Here is an 18,412-nt window from a genome sequence, read left to right as displayed (position 1 = left end):
CCGGCGCCCTGGCAACTCAGCCCGGTAGCTGGACCTGCGCTGCCGTCGACACGCTGTGCCATGGACGCCCACGTCGTCGCCTTCTTCCGACAATTGCGCGCTCCATCCCTCTGCCCGCTCAGCGGGCAGTGCCCGTTGGGCCCGCCCGCCTGACGACCTCCTCACGTCGGTGGGGCCCGCCGCGCGAGCTCCGCTTCTCGCAGAGTCCGCGTCCCTGGCAGCTTAGGCACGGCTGGAAGCCGTGCCCCACCGGAGGCCGGTCCGTTGGGACACTGCTTCCTGATCCTCCTCTCCAGCCCACACGATGAAGGAACGATTCATGAGTGCCTCCTCCGCTTCCGGCCAGTCGTCCACGCGGATCGAGCTGACGGGTGACCCTGCCCAGATCAGCAGTCTTGTCGCCCTGATCGGCAGCACCGCGGAGGTCGTCTTCGATAGCCGCTCGCAGCCCGATCCACGTGGCATGGTCACGGCCCTGGTCCAGGTCCGCGGCCGTAGTCAGGAATCGCCCGTCCCCACGCGCACGGCGGCGGTCACTGTGCAGGCAGTCATCGACGTGGACACTGACGCCTGGCCCGGTCTGTCTGCGGCTCCAAACGTCGAACGGCTTGAGGCCACGACCACCGCGGCGTTGCGCAACCTGCCCGGTGTACAGGAGGCGCGCAGCCGGGTGATCTCTGTACTGCCGCTCCCGGCGGTGACGGCCACGGACGAGGGCGGTGACCCGTGACGGGGTCGGCTCAGGCGCGACTCCCGGAAGCAGGACTGTCCCTGTGGAAGACCAGCTACAAGTACGACCTCGGGAATTCCTGGTCAGGTCAACGCCTGATCGCCATGGTGGGAGGGGCCATGGCCGGGCATTTGGACTTCTTCGTCCACCCAGACGGACAAGCCCTGTCCGTTTTCCTGCTCGAGGTCTCACCCTCCCACCGCGGCCAGGGCCTGGCCTCGGTTCTCATGGATGCCCTCTATGCCTCCTACCCCACCGCCTGGATTGACCACGGCACCCGACGCGAGCCGGACGGCATCCTGTGGTGGGACCGCTACAGTGAGCCAGCCCCTGAACGCAACATCCACAATCGTCCGCCTCAGGAGTGGGCCGAGTACTTTGATGCCCGGCACGTCATGGCCGACAAAGCCGACAATGCGGCCCGCAACCGCACCACCGGCGTACACGGGCATCGCGATGCCGAGTACCGCTACGGCGAGCGCACCGAGGCCGAAGCCCAGCAGTACGCCGGGCACTTCCGTGAGGCCACCACTAATTACGCCGATCCGACCGTCCAGCCGTTGTACGGCAGCCTGCTGCTGTATCTGCCGCCCGGGCTGCACCGCTTTATCCATGACGGCACCCGCGACATCACGGCGCGGGCCGAAGCTCTGCTGCAGCACGTCGGGCACGGAAACCTTCCCCGCGCGGGCTCGGTGGAGGACTTCACCGGCTTCTGGAACACCTCTCTCGATGCTGCCCTCGCTGATGCTGCTCACGCCGAGGCCTTCCAACTCGACAGGGTTCCGCAGCCTTCCACCCATGTGGCGTTCCACGCCCTGCCCCTCGACGGCGACGCACCGACCTACATCGCGGCTGGCAGCCACGTCCACTACACAGATTCCGCCGACATCCCTGTGCAGTTGAGTGGTCTGTCCTGGCGCACACCCACCCGCTCCTGGAACCAGCACAGCGCCACATTCCGCACGCCCGTGCCGGCGTCGCTTCCGCCTCTGGACCCGCTCAACCCCACCCCCGAGTACCAGACCCGCTACGACCTGCTCGGGAAACTGCGCCACGATGCACCCGCGCCTGTCCCCCAGGCTGCCCCACCTCATGCCGCTCAGGGAGAGCGGATCCGCGCCCTGGCTGACAAACTCATACAGGATGTCGCCGAGCGCACCGCCCGGCCGTCACCTCCGGCAAGAGCAACACATGCCCCCTCCACTCCCCAGCAGGCACAGCAACCCCAGGAGCACCTTCAGACGAACGGACGCGCGTCGGCCCCGCACATGCGGTGACACCAGGCGCAGCCCTCGGCCACCATGCGGCGCCACAGCTCCGTGATGCTGCGGCTCGCCGACGCCGAAAGCGCGGCCGTGCTGACGAGCTACATCGGCTGCGGAAGCGCGAAGCCGGGCACGTACCGCTCGGCCTCGCCGTCTGCACCCTCCCGGGCAAGGATCAACTGGCCATGTTCACTCGGGGTGAGCCGCTGGTCGGCGAGCTCCCACACCTGGATCTCTACGCCCTCTCCGGACTGCCGCCGGAGGGCAAGCACCCCCTTCGCCGCAGCTAGGAACGCGGCTGAAAGGAGCGTCGTCAGGCGCATGCGATCGCGCTCACCCTCTAGGCCCAGGCAAGGCACGGACAGCGCGTACGCGCCCATGGGCAGGCCGCCCCCGGCCTTCGCCACCAGAACGACCTCGTCTCCCTCCACGGTCTGCGCCAGCACCGCATCAAGGACCGTCGACGCGAAGCCGTGGGCCCAAGTCCGCGCCTCCGTTCCGAACTGGACCACGGCCGCACCGACGACAGCGCGGCATCGGGCCAGCATCGCAACGGCGTCCCTCTCGTGTGCCATGAGGTGCAGGAGCGTCTCCGACGGCTCGCCATGGAAGACCACCAACTCGTCCTCCGGCACCTCTTGACGCGCGTACGCGGCAAAGGACTCCGGCGATCGTTCCGACAAGCCGGCTGCTCGGCAGTAGAGAATGAAGTCCTCGGGGACGAGAGGACGCAGCAATGGACGTCCGCCTTCATCGAGGCGCTGATTCACCTGGAGCAAGATTTCGGACCAGTAAGCGGCAAACGAGTCCCAGCGGCCGGCCTGTGGGAGGCAGCGGAAGTCGCGCTCGTTGGCCGCGACCACCAGTGTGGGCCGTGTCGTGCCCTGTCTCCGGGCTGATCCATCAGGACACCTGCGGCGCCGCTTTTTGGCCCTGTCCCGTCCCATGTGAGAACCCTACCGAGACCAACCAGCCCGGCCCAAAGCCGCCAGCTCTCACGGCACCCGCCGGATGCCCGACAAGCTGCTCCGTTGGTTGCCGCCGTCGCACTGCTGAAATGCAACTACGGCGGCCTGCGGGGGCGGTGAGTCGCTTCTCATCTCGCCGCCATCAATCTGTAGTGATCCTATGGCCAGTGGCGGCACCTGGGGCCCCGCGCGCACGGAGCTGCTGGCGGCGCGCTCCTCCAGCGCACGGTGACCAGGGTGCGCGAGGTCACCGTGTCGTTGAGCCAGAAGGCGTCGGCGTCCTCGCAACCTATCTGGTGGCGCGCGCCCAGCACGACTGCGACGGCGGTGACAGCCTCACCGCTGACGGTCCGCACAGGTCCGTCCACTGGTCCCCTGCTATGGCCGTCGTGACCATCCCTACCCCCTGTTGGTCATCCGCGGCGAGTACTTCCTCGCGTGAAGAGGCAACCCTGGTTGGTCTTGTGGCCGCGGCTGCGGACTGGTCCTCGTGTAAGAGGGGCCGCGCTTCCCTCATCGCCATCGTTCGTGGTGTTGAGCACCAGCCCTGCAACCAGGGCACTCCGCAGCGCCGTTCGACCCGCCTGATCCGCGTGATTGTCTGATGGCAGAGCCTGTATCACCCGTCGTAACTGAGGTAGGCATCCCAGGGAAGGAAGTTCCCCTGCTGTGCGAAGCCGGGTGTGGATGCGAAGACAGGCTGGCCGCACAGATTCAAATGCTCCGCGACCACTGCAAGCTCTGAGATCGCCATTGCGTAGTGAATGTCTCTCAGGGCGGCCGCGACGGCGTCCTCGTCGTCACGGGGCGCCGACCAGGCGTTGGTGGTCACGGACCTGCCTGCGGGAGGGATCACTGTGATCCCTCTGGGGCTCAGGTGCAGTGTCTGCCCCGGTAGGGTTCCGAGTTCCTCCCTTCGTACGGGGAGGCGGGTTCCCCTCACGGGCGTGTCCGCCCAGGTCTGGGCGGCTGCGGGAGACACCGGTCTGCCGTAGGTGAGCCAGAGGACGACCTCCCCGTTGCCATCGGGGCCGTGATCCTCCTCGTGCGGCAGGTTGGGATCGGGCCGGTGCGGGGGGTACACCTGGCTGGCTCGGTAGGTGTACCACTCCCCGACCTCGTGGACAGCCAGCGTGGAAAGGGCGTAGTGAGCCATGGCCACCGCAAGGGCGAGAACCTCGTCGTCGCTGCCTCCCCTGGCGCAGGCGGCGATGAGCTGGTCATCCGCCCAGAGGTCGAGCCATCGGAATCGGACCGGGGCCCCGTGTGGGTCATGGACGTCCGGAGTGGTGAAGTCGACCGTAGGGGTGAACGCGGTGGGGTCGCTGCCCCCTTTCGTCCAGAGCAGCTCTACACCGTGGTGGTCGTAGGTGATGGTCTTGAGGAGCCTTGTGAGGCGCTCGCCGTGCACCGCGACGGCGCGGCGACGGCAGGGCCGGCACATGGATTCCTCACAAGTGGGGCCCAAGCTACCGCAGGGGCAGCGTTGGGTGTCGCGGGCCAGGGGCGGCGTATAGGGCACGAGTTGGGGCAGCGTCTCCGTCTCCAGGGCGTTGCGCTGTCCGCCGATGGGGAGGGTGGTCCCTGCTGTCGGTGCGGGGCTGCTGGAGGTCCGTTCGCCGATGAGAGTCATGAGCGCGGCCGTACCTTAACCAGGCGCACCCTCTCGGTGTTGAACAGCCTCTCGTCGACGTCACCCTCTTCATCGGCGGGAGGTGCGAGGGTGAGGTGGTAAGGCGCCAGGGCGTCGCGGATGCGGCCCGGGAGATGCTGGAAGTCGGGGGTCTCGGCGGGGTCCGCAGCGAGGTGGATCCATGCTTCCCGCGGGGCGTCGATTCCGAACACGGACACGTCAGCCGACCACTCAAGGCCGGCCTCGGCCAGAGCCTTGCGGGCGGCGTCCTGCATCTTGATGGCACGGAGGTACTCGAGCACCTGGTCTCGGCCGAAGGCGCGCTGGACCCTCTCGGCGATCTTCTGGGCTGGGGTGCCCTTGCGGTACTCGCGGGCGATCCCCCGGATCAGGAGCTCCCGCTCTCCGAGGAAGTTGTTCAGTGCGGTGTCGAGGTCCATGCCACAACCCTAGCCCAGTTGCGGATTTCAGTAAATACTGATTTCCGTAGCTACTGGATTCCGCAGTTGAGATTAGCGGGTCAGCGCAGAGCGACCTCGGTGCCGGGGTCGACCGCCACGGCGGCCGGGGCAGGCGCGGGCGGCGGGGCGGGGTCCGCCCCCCCGGGAGAGTCCTGAAGCGTCTGCAGATCGGGGGGCCCTGGTTCGGCCGCTGTGGCCAAGTCGCACACGGTGCTGAACTACCGTGTGCCCATGGAAGACGCGCACATCGGCGGCCTGGACGCGGCTGCAGCAGAGATCGTCGGGAACTCGGTGGCTCACTGGGTGAGCCACACGTTCGGGCCGGGCGTGTATGAGCTCTACACCGACGAACTGCGGGCCATGCACGAGCGGTTGCATGAAGAGCTGATGGATCTCCTGCCAGCCGAGGCCGACGCGTCGATCTGGGTGGTGATCGAACTGGATGCCGTGGACACGGCCGTGCCCTGCGCCGTACATCCGCTCTACGCCACCGTCCCGGCCGCAGACACGTCCGGCCGCTGGTTCGCCGGCATGCGCATCCACCGGCATGACGACGGCTCCCCCGGAGTCGAGGCCGACAACGACATGGTGTGCCACCTGCTGTGCGCGCTGGCAAGCTACGGCGGATCCGTCCTGGTCGGAGTGCACCAGCCGCGGGAGGTGATCGAGCACGGTGCGCCTGAATCCCCCCTGGCCGCGGCTGCCCGCTGGCGGGTAGAACCCGTCGGCAGCGGCCTGCCCCAGCGGCAGCGCCCCACCCTGCTCATCAGCCCGGGCGGACCCTTTGATCCAGCAGCATCGGCGGCCCGGATGGCTGTCGAGATCACCCCGCCGGCTGGCGGCCCTTCGAACGAGTGGAAGGCCATCACCGGCTCGCTGTGGGACGCCCCGGCTGCCTATGACCCCACCGAGTGGCGAGAGACGGACCCCGACTGCTTCCTGGACGCTCTGGAGCAGGCCGCCCTCACCCTGTCGCGCTGCCCCGAACTCAGCCAGCCGGTGGTGGCCGCGGCGATCGCGTCAAACCTGCGCCGCGCGGCGGGGAACGCCGAGGCTGAAGGGGACTCCTACATCGGAGCCGTACTGGAGACCGCGGCCGCCCATGTCGCCGGTGAGCAGTCCCTGTTTGAGTTCACCCGGGCACTCACCGCCTCAGGGCAAGGGGACCCCACGGTACTGGCGGTCAATGCGATGGGCTTCATCGCCTACTACTGGCAGGCAGCGCTGACCGGCGCACTGCTCCTTCCCACTGAAGATCCGACCGCGGAGGACGACCAGTCGGCCGGTTTCCAGGAGCTTCGCGCGCTCATCGGCCGCGAGCTCTCCCGGCGATGAACTTCCCAGTCGCGCCGGGGCGCCAGGGCCGGGAAGCCAGCCCGAGCCGTTCCGCGGAAGGCGAGATCGACCACAGCGCCGCCACCGCCCACCCGGTAACCTCACCCGAGCAGGGGCGTTGATCCGGTGACGCCCACCAGCTCCCTGCGGACCGCACCCCACGCTGCTGCCGGGCCGGACGACCATGGTTGGGCCCCGCCCGGCCCGGCAGCCGCCACCGCCGAAGCCGCCCAGCCGATCAGTGAGCCTGCCCAAGGTAGTTGGCAAGCCACCCCGGCTTCCTCTCGGTCGCAATGTCGTCAGGTGGCCTGCGGCCAGCCACGCAGCAAGGTGGCGATCCTCTTGGCGGTGCAGGCCGGATCGCGTAGCAGGTCGCGCAGAGCGACGGCGTCTTCGCGGGTGGGCTTGACCGGGAAGCCGGAAGCCTCCAGGTACATCACGCCGGTCGCGGCGGCGACGGCAAGGTTGGAACGCTCCAGCCATTGACAGCGGCCGAGGATGTGCACCAGGGCGGCGGCTCGGGCGTAGGGGCCGTCATATACAGCTGTTTCCAGAAGCTCGGCACGGTGGCAGGCAACCGCTGCCACCGGTACCCCGTAATCGTCGGGCGCGGGATCCCCTGCGCCTGCGAGCTCGGCAACTTGGAGGATCCAGGGGACATCGATATGCAGATCCATTACGCGGCGTGCGCCCCCGGTGCGTGGTGGTCCGCGTTCTCCTCATCGTCGAAGACGGACTGGTGCTCGTCGAGGAAGCGCCGGGCGGCGTCCAGGCCCCGCTGCCTCAACCCTTGCGTGTCTTCCCGTACAAGACTGGCGATGTAGTCGCCGAGGCTCAGGCCGCGATCAGCGGCACGGGCTTCGGCCAACGCTTTGATCTCGCCATCGACGCGCGCGCCTAGCTGTGTCTTCGCCATGACTCGATGGTAACACCTGTTACCATACGGGGGAGCATCTTGCGAGGATCAGTCCAGGGGCCGGGTTGGCACCAACGGACGGCCGGGTCGCCAACGACGACATCGACGCGTATGTCCCCCGCGCACTCGCGGACTAACCGGCGGAGCAGGTGGTGGCCACGGTCCGCGCCTGGGCCGGGGACATACGCGACGGCAATCTGGTCATGACCGTCCACCCGGCCGGCACCCCCGATCGCCTCCTGCCGACCGGGCACGCCCTCGACAAGCGGCACAGTCGCCTGGTGTTCCAATGGCCGGGCCGTGACGCCCGCCTCCTGACCCCGGTGATCGCGGGGCGAGGCTGTCGCCGCTACACGGGAGGGCGCGTGATCGTCTGCCTCACGGCCCCTACCTCCGCGCCAACTGCCCCTCAACCCCTTTCCCCGAAAGCGATCCCGATGACCACGCGTACCGCGACCAGCCGGCTTCGGATGGGCACCCGGCCCAGCCCGATGGCGATGGAGCAAACCGGCCGGGTTGAGATGGCCTTCCGGTCCCTGCATCCGCATGTCCACCTCGAGATCCTGAAGATCACCTCCCAGAGTGACCAGCACCGCGGCCCCCTGGCCGAGATCGGAGGCAAGGGCGCCTTCACCCGCCGCGCCGACGAGCACCTCCTCGCCGGAGAAGTCCAGGCCACATCGCCTGTACCAAAGACGGCCCGGCCCCCACGACCGGGCCCCCGGGAACACGGTCGGCGCGGTCCTGCCCCGCGAGGATGTCCGCGACGTGCTGGTCCTGCCCGCCGGGCACCCGCCGGACACCCTGGACGACCTGCCGCACGGAACGCGCGTCGGCACCAGCGCGCCGCGCCGCGCCGCCCTCCTGAGAGCCCTCTACCCGCAGCTGGTCCCGGTGCCGATCCGTGGGAACGCCGACACCAGGATGAACGCGCTGGACGCCGGGACCCTGGGGGCGGACGCGATGATCGCCGCTCTCGCAGGACTGCGCCGCCTCGGGCCGCGGACCGGGCGTCGCAAATCCTGGATCCCACGATGTGGCTGCCGACCGCGGGCGCCGGGATCATTCTCATCGAGCACCGCGCCGACGACCACACGGCCAGCCGGTTCCTCGCCCGCCTCACCCATGCCCCCACCCGCCTCCTCCTGGACGCCGAGCGCGCCGCCCTCGCTGCCCTGCGCAGCGGCTGTCTGACCGCCGCATCCGTCCACGCCAGCCTCGACGAGGCAACCGGGCAGGTAACGGTGTACGCGGTCGTCCTCGACCCAGCCGGCGGCACTCCCCTTCGCACCGTCACGGCCGGCCCCGCGGCCGATTCCATCAGCGTCGGGCAGCGCGCAGGACTGCAGCTGCTGGACGCTGGCGCCGACCCCCTCCTGAACGTACGGCGATGACCGACGCAACAGAACGAGACCCGGAGCAATCTTGGGTCCCTCCCGGTCAGCCAGCATGCGCTCTGACCTGCTCGCCATCTCCGACCGGTGACTCCGCACGCAGGCCGGACTGCTGCCTCCCCAGCGGTTTCTCCGCACGTTCCAAGGCCAGACGTCGCAGCGCCCGCTGCCTGCTCTGCTCCGTCGTCTCACGCTGAGGCGTCGGCGCGATGTCGTTGGTCTCGGGACCCGGTACTCGTCCTCGCTTCCGGGAGTCACGGGACTGGCGCTCGGTAATGGCAGCAAGCTCGGTCGAGGCCTGCAACGGTGCCCGATGAGCGCGGGCCGCTTCGACGGCTTCGAGGTAGCCAGCGGGTGGTTCTCGGCGCGGCTCGCTTCGGGCTGAAGGCTCTGAGAGGCCCCGGTATACAGGCAAGGCACCGGCCTCCGTGCCTGGCCGAGTTGTCGTCCGCCCGACTGGCCCAGGTCGCAGGATTCGGATGGTCTTCACGGTGCCTGGTCGCACCGTCTCGTTGGCCTTGCTGATGAGTCGGTCGGCCTCGAACTTCAGGTGGGTGGCATAGGCCGGAGATTCGGGCTGGAGGTCGAGGCGCCCAGTTTCGCGGTCGAAACGCACGGCCACAACGTAACGCGCCAGGTCGCCTGCGATGGCGGGCCACTGGTCAAGTACGGATCCGCCGGCGGCGGGGGTCTCCCATGCGCGGTCGGCGATCAAGCCCATGATGGCCTGTCCGAGGCCGATGGGATCGCGGCCGTCCCGTGGCACGGTGCGCGCACGGCGCTTCGGCTTCCGCGCGGTGGGCTCTGTGCCCCGCTGCCGGGCCGCTTCCTGGGCAGCGCGCAGGACGACCCTGGCAAGGTCGGCACCGGACGGTTCTGTGTTGCTGGTCATCGAGTACCTCCGTGAAGGACGAGATGGCCGGTGCCGCGAAGGCGGAGGACGTCGTCGACAAAGCCGCTGGTGAAGAGTCGGCGGGTGGTGAGCTCTCCGGCGAAGTCAAGCCAGCGCAGGACGAGCCCGTGGTCCTTCGCCGCCGTGGCCCGCAACTCCAGGACCTCCTGCTTCGAGAGGAACTCGACCTCCATCTTCTGACCAGGACAGACCTCGGCCAGAACGGGCGAAGCCAGACCAGTACGAATCTGGTCGGCAGCGGCACTGACTTGCCGCGAGAGGGCATGACTGGACGGCGCCCTCCAGGGTGCTTCCCACTCCACATGCCGCTCCCGCGCAGCGCGGCGCGAGTCTCGCCACTGCTCCACGGCGGCCTGCCTCTTGGTCTCCGTGTCGAGCACATCCAGGGCCGTGGTCAACAGGGTCGCGAGCAGCCCGGAAGGACGCCGCACGTGATCGGCTGCGCCACGGATGTGGAGCCAGGCCAGCACCTCCTCACACGACCATCCGGCGTCTGAGAGATCACGGATCACCCACGAGATCCTCGGCACGGAGGCGCGCTGCAACCACGGCACCTGCCGCACCAGCTCCGCGGCCAGCCGATACCTGCGGCCGACGCGGTTCAGCCCACGACGAGCAGTCTCCCTCTCGACCGGGCCCTTCGCGCGCTTCCCGCCTTCGAGCTTGCTCTCAGAGGGGAGGGAATTAGTACCCGCAGATTCACAGCCTGAGGAGCTACCCCCCATTGGGGTGCAATGGCCACTCCCCGAAGGCACGGCAGTAGACGCAGACTTGGATCGCCTGTGGCGGCGCCGTAGCACTTTCCGGGCAGCCGCAGCAGCGAGCCGGGCCATCACCGGCCGCGCCTCCTCCGCGAGGCCAACAGGTCGACGCTCGGCCCCGACTCCCAGCGTCCGGATGCCCAGGGCCTCGTCGAAGGCCGGCGGGATGACGCGCACGAACTCTGAGGCCCGCTTCCCCTCCCCCGCCACGCGGCCTCCCTTGGACACATACGCCAACAGCCCGGCCTCGCGCAGCATGGACAGCTGGTACTCAACCGTGCGGTTGGACAGCTCCAACTTCCGTGCCAGGTAAGGGACGCCCGGGCGGCACGGGGTGAGTTCGGCGAGCACACGGGCAACCCGGACCGTTGTCGCACCGAACTCCCGGGGGCCGTGAGAGCGCCGAGGTACGTACACGCCTGCGCCAGCTACCCAGTGGACGGCCTGGAGCCAGCTGTACCCGTCGCTCGCGACTCTTGAGCAGGTAGTAGAGAGCCACTGCTCCGGGTCCGAGACGAACAGGCGCGCAGGCATGGTGGCGACCTGAGAATCCTCATGCAGTGCTGGCGAGGGGCAAAGAGATCTCACCGGACCCTCTTTTCAGGGACCGACTCTTCCCGGCACGGCGTGGCTGCATGGTCTGCAGCCCGGTTCGCTGCTCTACTCTGCCCAATGGGGCTATTCCGGCAGGAAAGGGACGAATGCCGGTCGTTGCGGTGTACACCCAGCGGCACGCAAGCGCCTCCTGGCGAGAAAGCAGTCACATTCTCGGCGAACAGGGCATGCCTGGGCTGACAACTGGCAGCACGATGCTGCACCATGGGTTGTGCCTCAGCTTCCGATCTGCAGGCAACACGAAGCTCGCTCTGGGCTTCGGATCCTGTGGGGATCAACTCGCCCCGCGAGGCAGCGCTCCCGCTGGCCTCGTGAGGCCTTCGCTCGGGTTCCAGCCGAGCGGTGACGTGATGGTCGGAGACGGTGCGCCAACACCGTCAATGACCGGGGGCGGCTCGAAGCCCGGCGAAGCCGGCGCCGCCCTGGTGGCTACTGCATTTCACTCCTCTCCCCTGGGAGAGGCATCTCTCCCGAGGACATCCCCGAGGTCGCTCTGCTCTGGGCCTCAACACGTCGGGGCCCAAGTCGGCCGCGGAAGGCCGCCGCGCCAGACCAGCCGGAAGGCCACGGCGCGGAGTCTGTAGAGGCCAGCATGTTCCGACGCAACCCTACTGGGGCGAAAGGCTCACGGAATGCTGAATTCACGAGCATGTTGGGGACGCTGAAGCGCATAGCAGCAGCCCCCAAGTCGACCTCCGGAAAGCGGCTGGTGGCTGGCGAAGAGTGGAGTGCCGGACTCGCACACCCATCAACTCGGACGAGTTCGAGTTCGGGTAGACGCCCACGACTCCGCGGCGGGTCACCTGCCGCGGAACTGGAGGATGGGGTCCTCACGCGCGTCCGCGCTAGTTCTCATCGCCGACAACGGTCGTTGACGTTCGAAGAAGCAGACTCGAGCCTTGCCAACAGGTTGATGAGGGGGCCTTGGAGTGAGGGAGCAACCGCGATGGTCGCGGTGGATGCTAGGTTGTGCTCGCTTCCGTCCAGGTCCATGACGACTGCACCCGCCTCTCGGGCAATGACGACGCCAGCAGCCACATCCCACGGGTGGTTGCTAAGAGCGATGCACGCGTCCAGGCGGCCGGAGGCAGCCCAACAGAGGTCGATGGCTGCGGACCCCAGCATCCGAATCCGCAGAACTTCCTCGGCAAGCAGCTGAGTCAACGCGAAGCGCTGCTTGTTCTTCTCCTCGGCGTTGAGGCCCACTGCGTAGTCGCCAACGCCGACGATCGCTTCATCAAGACGGCCCGACGTCCGGGCCTGCAGTTGCCGGCCTTGAGAGACGGCACCGAGCCCCTGGGCCGCCGAGTAGCGCTCATCGAGGAACGGCAGGTCGATGACGCCCGCGACAGCATCTTGCCCCTGAACGAGCCCTAGCGACACGCCACAGAGCCTGATCCCGTGCGTCAGGTTCGCAGTGCCATCGACCGGGTCAAGAACCCACATCAGCGGACTGCCTTGAGTGCCGGTATTGCCGCCCTCCTCGCCGTAGAACCCAATCTCGGGAGTCTCCCTGTCGAGGAAAGCCCGGACGCGGTCTTCGACGGCGAGGTCGATGTTCGTGACCATGTCTCGGTCGCCCTTTGCATCCACAGCCTCGAGCGCCATTTCCTTGACGAGGCTGGCCGCCTCGTCGACAGCGGCCGCTGCGATGCGGAGCAGGTCAGTGAAATCGGTCATGCGTCCTCCCCGTTCCTTTCCCAGAGCGAGTTGAATACCTGCTCGAACGTCCTGAAGAGGCCACCTGTGGATGGACGCTTCCTGACAAGGAAGGTCGGGGAGTCGACGCCTCGGGTCTGGGGCAGGTACGGCTGAGCAACGCACAGCTGCCCATCGATCAGGAAGATGTTGAAGTGCAGCGGCTCGTCGTAGACGGCGTATTTCAGCCGGGGCGCGGCCCCGGCTGAGAGCCTGTCGGCGACGCGCTTCATAATGCTGAGGTTGAGGGCTGTGAGCGCGGACAGCTGTCCTTCTGGGTAGCCCTCTTCCTGCTCCCGCTGTTTGATGAACTGACCGTACGGCTCCAGGAAGAGGCAGTGGAGCGTGGCCCCACCTTCGATGATCTCCAGGAGCCGGGTGTCAGCGTAGGTCTGGCACAGCATGTTGAGAGACAGACCGCAGGCTCGGATTTCACGCGCATCATCGAGGAGGTCGGCTACCGAGACCTTCGCCTGGAATTCCGATCGGCTGGGGTAGATGCCCGTGACGTCGGCGAACTGATTGCCGACGATCTCAGTGAGGACGTCTCTTGGCTGCCCCTCCCCCACTCCCGTGCCGGCCTGGCGAACGATCAGCTCGGCCGCAACCACAACATCACCAGGCGGCGTCGCGTTTGCCTCCCATGCCTTGATTGACTCCTCGCTGACGGGCCACCCCGTCATGATCGAAAGCAGACCGGCGAACTCGCCACGCGACATCCCCTTGAGGCTGCGGGCGGTGGCCAGCTGGCTGCGAGCGAGTTGTCCGAGGTCAGGCCGGTAGTGCGCCCTGCTCCCCAGCTGGACGACGGTTGCTTCCTGCCCCACTTGTCCCCTCCGTATGGTCCCGTACTGCTGTCAGGCACCGAAGGCGTGATTCGCCCCCGACATGTCCTGATGATCTTCGGCCTTCAGCGGAGCAGCGTCACGCGGGTAGGGCTGGCCAACTCTCGCGTAGAGATCCATGAGCTGCGCCTGGAGCACAGCGACGATGCCACGCAACTTCCGCAGCTCCTCGTTGACCTTGTTGAGGATCTCGACATCAGTGCTCTGCAGGACGCGAATCTGAGCCTGAACTGCTTCTAGCCCTTCAGCCAACTCCAGCACAGACTGATGCTCTCCCTGAAGGTCTGTGGGACGTGCCCTCACATAGACGCCCTTGCCAGGACGCCCTTCCAGGAGCCCCTCAGCCTTGAGCTCATCCACCGCACGGCGAATGACTGTCTTCGAGACGCCGTGCTCCTCGATGAGCTTGTCGGTGGAGGGAATCGGCATCCCCACCTTCAGCTTCTCGTCGGCAATGCCCTTGCGCAGAGCGTTCATGACCCTGCGGTACTCCGGCTGTCCGACCTCATCAGCCACTGAGCGGCCTCCCGTATATGCATGGTTGTTCATGGTCCCCCTAGTGGAGCACAACCCCGTTAGGGGAACCAGCAGAACCACCACGTCAGCAGCCATTTCTTGTCTCACCTCCTTGACAGACTATACATACATGGTCGTACCTTGTATGCATGGTTGAGGCAAGCGAAGGTGACCGCTCAAGTCACTCGACTCCTCTTCCGTCACGTACCACCCCGGGTCCGGAAGGGCCCTGACCTCGGCGGATACACCGCCTCCAAGTGGCCGGCTAGGACCGGTCCCGGATGGATCAAGGCTCCTCGTGAGGCTCGCTGCGGCGGGTGGACCGGGAAAGGCCGTGCTACTTCTCAACTCCACAGTGATCGCGCGGGACTGACGCGAGAGCAGATCGGCATCGGCAGGCGAACCAAGGCCCCTGTGGGCGGCGGGTCGAACCGCCGGAGCGGGTGCTCTCCCCCCTACGCAGTGGCACGTCGCCCGGCTTCGGCTGGGTGTGGGGGATGGACCGTTCACCTGGGCTGTGCGCCTTATGTTCGTTTTGGCGGCAGCTTGGATGAGTGGAGCAAGCCAGCAGGAGTCCCAATGCGTGTGGCGGGATGAGATAGACCGCCCCCGGACGGCGACCGGGTGACCAACGTCTGGCGGCATGCCGTACGTACCGGCTCTACGAGACCACCGGTGCGGCCGCCCGTTTCACCAGAGCGTGACGATGGTGCGCTGGCCAGGGCGAGAGCTGGCGGTCGGTGCGGCTGCGGCTGTGCCGAGTTTTCCAACTTCGTTTGCAGCCCTGTGGGTTGCCTGGGCGTCGCTGGCCTGCCTCGTGGTTTGTGAGCGGGTGTGGCCGGCGGCGGCAGGGAGCGCGCGGTGCGTGTGTTCCAGATGTTCCCGGAGGCCCTGATGGCTTCTGGTTGTGCGGCGGGTGGGTCGGCGTGGAGAGAGCTACGCCGGCCTCACCCGCATTCATGTCCCCTTGTTCGTCTGACTGAGGAGGTCTGTCATGGACTGGCGTCACAACGCAGAGTGCCGCGAGGAGGACCCGGAGTTGTTCTTCCCGATCGGGAACACGGGTCCGGCGCTGTTGCAGATCGAGGAAGCGAAGGCTGTCTGTCGCCGGTGTCCGGTGATGGAGCAGTGCCTGCACTGGGCGCTGGAGTCCGGCCAGGACTCCGGTGTCTGGGGCGGACTGAGCGAGGACGAGCGGCGCGCGATGAAGCGGCGTGCCGCGCGGAACCGGGCCCGGAACGCGTCGGCCTGAGAAGGGAGTGGGCGGTGAAGCGGGATCTGAGGTGGCGGCTGATCGGCCGTCGGCGGAGGATCGCTGTCCCACCCGCCCCTGTGGCGGGCGTGGATGAGGCGGGGCCGGTGTATGAGCCGGACCTGCTGGGTCCGGTAAGGGCCATGGCCATGGTTCTCGAGCATGAGGAGCTCGGGGATGACGAGTTGCGTCGTCTGGTGGCCGGGCGGCTGGAAATCAGTGAGGTGGCCGCGGTGGGAGTGCTACGCAGTGCGCGGCGACTGCTGGAGGCCCTGCGTGAGCCGTGGTCGACCGCGTGTATGGGCGATGTGGCCCTGGCGGCACCGACGGATGCGGGGATGCAGTTGCGGGCGATGCTCGATCACGGCCGAGAGGCGGTGGCCCGAGTGGGTGCCGGGGATGACCCGGAACATCTGATGGGCCTGGCCTTGATGGTCGGCACCGAGCTGCGGGCTGTGGTGGAGAAGACCCAACCGCAGGTGGTTGCTCTGTCTCCCTTCGCGTTTGGCGGAGGGGTGGAGATCGCGTTGCCCCTCAAGCTCGCGGGTCGATGAGGGATTGATTCCGCTTAGCTAGCTAGCGAGAGGGTGCGGGCCGATTTTCGTGTGCGGCACCGACCGGGTGCCGCCGTTGAGTGAGGAGGCTTTTGGTGGCGCGTCCTGGAACGTCGGGGCCGCCTGGTTCTGGTGCAGGGCCTGGCGCCCTGGGGCCGGGTGACCGGGGTGCCGTGACGCCCCGGCTGAGCGATCTACCGGAGTGGGTTCGGTGGGCGCTGGTCTTCTTGGTGACCGGTCTAGTCTTCGTGATCGCGATTACATTGGTCAGCAACATGTACTCGGTGGTTGCGTACGCGCGGGAGAACGGGATCACGAACTGGTCCTGGGTGCCTGCAGTGGCCGCCGAGACGTTGCTGGCGATGGCGACTGCGGCCTACCTGGTGGCGCTGTTCGGGAGGATCTCGAAGATCCCGATGTGGCTTCGGCCGACGATCTGGGGCCTGTCGGGCCTGATCGTGGTGAACAACGTGGTGCCTCCGCTACTTGTCGGTGACTGGCCGCAGGTGGTGCTGCATTCGGTCGGGCCGATCTGTTACGTCGTCGGCGTGGAGATCCTGTCCTGGCTGATCGCGTCGTTCGCGCGGAAGCTGACGGGCGAGGAGCTGGACCAGGTTCACTTCGTGCACTGGTTCGTGGATCCGGGCGAGGCGTGGTTCATCGTGACGCGGAAGCGGATGTACCCGTGGTCGAAGGCGATGTGCGTGGAGCAGTACAGGCGTCTGCGCGGGTCGACCGTGAAGCGGGTGCGGCGTGGGCTGGTGCCGCGCGCGTGGCGCTGGTTGTGGTCGGGCTCGGTTGTGGCCGAGGTTGACCGTTCGGCGGGATCGACCGGCGCTTCGGTCGATGGTCGGTCGAGGATGCTGCTCGACCGTAGTGGTTCGGTCGAGGTCGACCGTTCGACGGGATCGACCGATGGTGCGGTCGAGGCATCGACCGGTTCTACGGTCGAGCCGTCGACCGCTCCTCCGGCGCCCTCGACCAAGGCTCCTTCGACCGAAAGCGCGTCGACCGGTGAGACCTCGACCGAGGTTCCGATCGAGACGTCGACCGCTGGTCTGGCCGGCGCAGGTGAAACGGTCAACCGGTCGAGCAGCACGGTCGAGCAGCATGATCGTGTGGTTGAGCCGCCGGTCGAGCCGGTGCGTCCCGGTTCGGTCGAGAGGCTCGGTGAGGGCATCTCAGCTGCGCGTTCTTCGGTCGGACCGCGGGCGAGTATGCGGCTGCCCGCTGCGGCGGAGACCCGGGGGCATCCCGAGGTGTCCGATGAGATCGACCGTAGTGGTTCGGTCGAGGTCGACCGCTCGGCGGGATCGACCGATGGTGCGGTCGAGGCATCGACCGGTTCTACGGTCGAGCCGTCGACCGCTCCTCCGGCGCCCTCGACCAAGGCTCCTTCGATCGAAAGCGCGTCGACCGGTGAGACCTCGACCGAGGTTCTGATCGAGACGTCGACCGTCGGTGCGGCCGTTCCGAAGGAAGCGGTCGAGCGGTCGAGCGGCACGGTCGGGGACGAGGAGCGGCGAGGTCCGGTCGACAAGACGGATCCGGCGCATTCGGTCGACACGGATGGGTCGCGCGGGAAGGTCGTCCAGTTGGGGCGGCGGCCACGTGTTCCGGACGAGGAAATGGTCGACCGTGCGGTCGAGTTCGCTAAGGCGCTGATTGACTCCGGGCGCCCTGCCGGTGAGATCGGTCTCAACACGCTGCAGAAGGAGTTCGGCGGCAACAGCGATCGCTGGCGTACCCGGATCTACCCGAAGGTGCACGCCCGAGTCCCTGGGATCAAGGCTCCACAGCAGCGCTCTGCAGGCTAGGCGAGCCCTCTGGCCTGCAGTTTTGTTCGCGTTCGGCGGGTTTCACCGCAGTCCCGGGATGTTGAGGCCACCCCGGGACCGCGGTGTCGGCGCCGTAGCGCCTTTGTCAGCTTGTCAGCCCTTGGCGCCAGCTCCAATCAGGTGCCTGTTTCCTCCCCTTTTTTCCCATCGCGCTGGAGCGTTCGTGTCCTCTCCTCTGGCCCCGTGGAAGCGTCCGTCGAAGCGGTCAACGACCGCCCGGCAGCGGCGTAACCGAAGGAGCATTTCATACCAAATTGCGCGCGCCGAGAAGCTCCAGAAGGCCCGCCCGGAGGGCCTCGAACGCATCGCGGGCGTCCATTGGGACCTCGTGCGCGCAGCGCTCAAGGACCTACCTCCCCGGGTGCAGCCGACGGCCTGGAAGGAGCTGGGCACCTTGCTGGAGCAGCTGGAGTCCCAGCTCCGGTGGCCGGAATCGACCCCCAGCGAGGCGGCCCGGGGCGCCCGCGACTCGAAGGTCGCCAAGGCCGAGAAGAGGGGGTTGGACCGGCGCGCCGTCGCATTGTGGGACGCGGTCCGGGCGGCGGTTAAGAGCTGGCCGGACGAGCAGCGCAACGACGTATGGAAGCGGGCCGGCGAGCTCCTCGAGGTCCATGAGTTCGAACTTCGCCGTCGAGGCCGCCATCGTGACGCAGCGTGAGATTCACAAGGCGAATTTCACATGCTCCGTGAACTTCACGGGACCTCACGCGGAGGC

The 18,412-nt window shown here is 67.5% G+C and carries 18 protein-coding genes and 2 pseudogenes; 10 read left to right on the top strand and 10 right to left on the bottom strand.

Translation table 11 applies throughout. The features are described 5' to 3' along the window. The first annotated feature begins 319 nt into the window (after positions 1 to 319). Together ACFYOJ_RS24990 and ACFYOJ_RS24985 are read left to right on the top strand one after the other, a co-directional pair. The gene (locus ACFYOJ_RS24990) at positions 320 to 730 is read left to right on the top strand and encodes a hypothetical protein (protein ID WP_356557468.1); all 411 of its coding nucleotides are present in this window, start codon (positions 320 to 322) and stop codon (positions 728 to 730) included. After that, a complete protein-coding gene (locus tag ACFYOJ_RS24985; protein ID WP_356557467.1) occupies positions 727 to 2,010 on the top strand; it encodes a GNAT family N-acetyltransferase in 1,284 nt (427 codons plus the stop codon). Before ACFYOJ_RS24990 ends, ACFYOJ_RS24985 begins: the two co-directional genes overlap by 4 nt. Positions 2,011 to 2,099: 89 nt before the next feature. Here the strand turns inward: ACFYOJ_RS24985 and ACFYOJ_RS24980 are convergent, their stop codons facing one another. The 3 genes from ACFYOJ_RS24980 to ACFYOJ_RS24970 form a co-directional block, all read right to left on the bottom strand. Next, positions 2,100 to 2,861 carry a hypothetical protein gene (locus ACFYOJ_RS24980; protein ID WP_356557466.1) on the bottom strand — a complete coding sequence of 254 codons (762 nt, stop codon included), beginning with the start codon at positions 2,859 to 2,861 and terminating at the stop codon, positions 2,100 to 2,102. 724 nt (positions 2,862 to 3,585) lie between these two features. Beyond that, positions 3,586 to 4,599: a hypothetical protein gene (locus tag ACFYOJ_RS24975; protein ID WP_356557465.1), complete on the bottom strand. Its 1,014-nt coding sequence runs from the start codon at positions 4,597 to 4,599 to the stop codon at positions 3,586 to 3,588. Next, positions 4,596 to 5,039: a hypothetical protein gene (locus ACFYOJ_RS24970; RefSeq protein ID WP_356557464.1), complete on the bottom strand. Its 444-nt coding sequence runs from the start codon at positions 5,037 to 5,039 to the stop codon at positions 4,596 to 4,598. The genes ACFYOJ_RS24975 and ACFYOJ_RS24970 overlap by 4 nt, the downstream gene beginning before the upstream one ends. A gap of 252 nt (positions 5,040 to 5,291) precedes the next feature. Here ACFYOJ_RS24970 and ACFYOJ_RS24965 point away from each other — a divergent pair, with 252 nt between their 5' ends. After that, on the top strand, positions 5,292 to 6,395 hold the full coding sequence (locus tag ACFYOJ_RS24965; RefSeq protein ID WP_356557463.1) for a hypothetical protein: 1,104 nt from the start codon (positions 5,292 to 5,294) through the stop codon (positions 6,393 to 6,395). Positions 6,396 to 6,694: 299 nt separating this feature from the next. Here ACFYOJ_RS24965 and ACFYOJ_RS24960 read toward each other — a convergent pair whose 3' ends face one another. Next, positions 6,695 to 7,072, bottom strand: coding sequence for a fic family toxin-antitoxin system, toxin component (locus tag ACFYOJ_RS24960; RefSeq protein ID WP_356557462.1), 378 nt, complete (start codon positions 7,070 to 7,072; stop codon positions 6,695 to 6,697). After that, positions 7,072 to 7,311 carry a hypothetical protein gene (locus tag ACFYOJ_RS24955; RefSeq protein ID WP_356557461.1) on the bottom strand — a complete coding sequence of 80 codons (240 nt, stop codon included), beginning with the start codon at positions 7,309 to 7,311 and terminating at the stop codon, positions 7,072 to 7,074. Before ACFYOJ_RS24955 ends, ACFYOJ_RS24960 begins: the two co-directional genes overlap by 1 nt. Before the next feature lie 203 nt (positions 7,312 to 7,514). Here ACFYOJ_RS24955 and ACFYOJ_RS24950 point away from each other — a divergent pair. The 3 genes and pseudogenes from ACFYOJ_RS24950 to ACFYOJ_RS24940 form a co-directional block, all read left to right on the top strand. After that, positions 7,515 to 7,973, top strand: a pseudogene (locus ACFYOJ_RS24950) (hypothetical protein); the annotation flags it as partial. After that, positions 7,894 to 8,301, top strand: a pseudogene (locus ACFYOJ_RS24945) (hypothetical protein); the annotation flags it as partial. The pseudogenes ACFYOJ_RS24950 and ACFYOJ_RS24945, both read left to right, overlap by 80 nt. A 44-nt stretch (positions 8,302 to 8,345) precedes the next feature. Then, entirely contained in the window at positions 8,346 to 8,705 is a 360-nt protein-coding gene (locus ACFYOJ_RS24940; protein ID WP_356557484.1) for a hypothetical protein, read from the top strand. A 46-nt stretch (positions 8,706 to 8,751) separates the two neighbouring features. On the opposite strand, the gene ACFYOJ_RS24935 is transcribed toward ACFYOJ_RS24940, so the two are convergent. From ACFYOJ_RS24935 to ACFYOJ_RS24915, 5 genes are all read right to left on the bottom strand, one after another. Beyond that, the gene (locus tag ACFYOJ_RS24935) at positions 8,752 to 9,597 is read right to left on the bottom strand and encodes a DUF721 domain-containing protein (RefSeq protein WP_356557460.1); all 846 of its coding nucleotides are present in this window, start codon (positions 9,595 to 9,597) and stop codon (positions 8,752 to 8,754) included. Then, positions 9,594 to 10,130 carry a hypothetical protein gene (locus ACFYOJ_RS24930; RefSeq protein WP_356557459.1) on the bottom strand — a complete coding sequence of 179 codons (537 nt, stop codon included), beginning with the start codon at positions 10,128 to 10,130 and terminating at the stop codon, positions 9,594 to 9,596. Before ACFYOJ_RS24930 ends, ACFYOJ_RS24935 begins: the two co-directional genes overlap by 4 nt. Before the next feature lie 1,716 nt (positions 10,131 to 11,846). Next, positions 11,847 to 12,674, bottom strand: a complete 828-nt coding sequence (locus ACFYOJ_RS24925) for an inositol monophosphatase family protein (RefSeq protein ID WP_356557458.1) — start codon at positions 12,672 to 12,674, stop codon at positions 11,847 to 11,849. Further along, positions 12,671 to 13,519 carry a DUF5919 domain-containing protein gene (locus tag ACFYOJ_RS24920; RefSeq protein ID WP_356557457.1) on the bottom strand — a complete coding sequence of 283 codons (849 nt, stop codon included), beginning with the start codon at positions 13,517 to 13,519 and terminating at the stop codon, positions 12,671 to 12,673. Before ACFYOJ_RS24920 ends, ACFYOJ_RS24925 begins: the two co-directional genes overlap by 4 nt. A gap of 30 nt (positions 13,520 to 13,549) precedes the next feature. Next, positions 13,550 to 14,014 carry a winged helix-turn-helix domain-containing protein gene (locus ACFYOJ_RS24915; protein WP_356557456.1) on the bottom strand — a complete coding sequence of 155 codons (465 nt, stop codon included), beginning with the start codon at positions 14,012 to 14,014 and terminating at the stop codon, positions 13,550 to 13,552. Between the two features lie 1,033 nt (positions 14,015 to 15,047). Here ACFYOJ_RS24915 and ACFYOJ_RS24910 point away from each other — a divergent pair. The 4 genes from ACFYOJ_RS24910 (at position 15,048) to ACFYOJ_RS24895 (ending at position 18,355) form a co-directional block, all read left to right on the top strand. Next, positions 15,048 to 15,305, top strand: a complete 258-nt coding sequence (locus ACFYOJ_RS24910; protein WP_356557455.1) for a WhiB family transcriptional regulator — start codon at positions 15,048 to 15,050, stop codon at positions 15,303 to 15,305. Positions 15,306 to 15,448: 143 nt separating this feature from the next. Beyond that, a complete protein-coding gene (locus ACFYOJ_RS24905; protein ID WP_356557454.1) occupies positions 15,449 to 15,859 on the top strand; it encodes a hypothetical protein in 411 nt (136 codons plus the stop codon). Positions 15,860 to 16,032: 173 nt separating this feature from the next. Continuing rightward, positions 16,033 to 17,676, top strand: coding sequence for a hypothetical protein (locus ACFYOJ_RS24900; RefSeq protein WP_356557453.1), 1,644 nt, complete (start codon positions 16,033 to 16,035; stop codon positions 17,674 to 17,676). A gap of 349 nt (positions 17,677 to 18,025) precedes the next feature. Next, the gene (locus ACFYOJ_RS24895; protein ID WP_356557452.1) at positions 18,026 to 18,355 is read left to right on the top strand and encodes a hypothetical protein; all 330 of its coding nucleotides are present in this window, start codon (positions 18,026 to 18,028) and stop codon (positions 18,353 to 18,355) included. Positions 18,356 to 18,412: the final 57 nt, after the last annotated feature.

Origin of the sequence: Streptomyces sp. NPDC006384, from assembly GCF_042870695.1 — a bacterium.
In the GTDB taxonomy this organism is placed as follows: domain Bacteria; phylum Actinomycetota; class Actinomycetes; order Streptomycetales; family Streptomycetaceae; genus Streptomyces.
Note: the sequence above shows the minus strand (reverse complement) of the source record. Positions and strands in the feature narration are given on the sequence as shown.

Bases quoted from the DNA above. Each gene is read 5' to 3' on its own strand.
- ACFYOJ_RS24975 (WP_356557465.1), bottom strand. From the start codon at position 4,599: ATGACTCTCATCGGCGAACGGACCTCCAGCAGCCCCGCACCGACAGCA.
- ACFYOJ_RS24905 (WP_356557454.1), top strand. From the start codon at position 15,449: ATGGCCATGGTTCTCGAGCATGAGGAGCTCGGGGATGACGAGTTGCGT.
- ACFYOJ_RS24910 (WP_356557455.1), top strand. From the start codon at position 15,048: ATGGACTGGCGTCACAACGCAGAGTGCCGCGAGGAGGACCCGGAGTTG.
- ACFYOJ_RS24990 (WP_356557468.1), top strand. From the start codon at position 320: ATGAGTGCCTCCTCCGCTTCCGGCCAGTCGTCCACGCGGATCGAGCTG.
- ACFYOJ_RS24955 (WP_356557461.1), bottom strand. From the start codon at position 7,311: ATGGCGAAGACACAGCTAGGCGCGCGCGTCGATGGCGAGATCAAAGCG.
- ACFYOJ_RS24965 (WP_356557463.1), top strand. From the start codon at position 5,292: ATGGAAGACGCGCACATCGGCGGCCTGGACGCGGCTGCAGCAGAGATC.
- ACFYOJ_RS24935 (WP_356557460.1), bottom strand. From the start codon at position 9,597: ATGACCAGCAACACAGAACCGTCCGGTGCCGACCTTGCCAGGGTCGTC.
- ACFYOJ_RS24970 (WP_356557464.1), bottom strand. From the start codon at position 5,039: ATGGACCTCGACACCGCACTGAACAACTTCCTCGGAGAGCGGGAGCTC.
- ACFYOJ_RS24960 (WP_356557462.1), bottom strand. From the start codon at position 7,072: ATGGATCTGCATATCGATGTCCCCTGGATCCTCCAAGTTGCCGAGCTC.
- ACFYOJ_RS24925 (WP_356557458.1), bottom strand. From the start codon at position 12,674: ATGACCGATTTCACTGACCTGCTCCGCATCGCAGCGGCCGCTGTCGAC.
- ACFYOJ_RS24940 (WP_356557484.1), top strand. From the start codon at position 8,346: ATGTGGCTGCCGACCGCGGGCGCCGGGATCATTCTCATCGAGCACCGC.
- ACFYOJ_RS24915 (WP_356557456.1), bottom strand. From the start codon at position 14,014: ATGAACGCTCTGCGCAAGGGCATTGCCGACGAGAAGCTGAAGGTGGGG.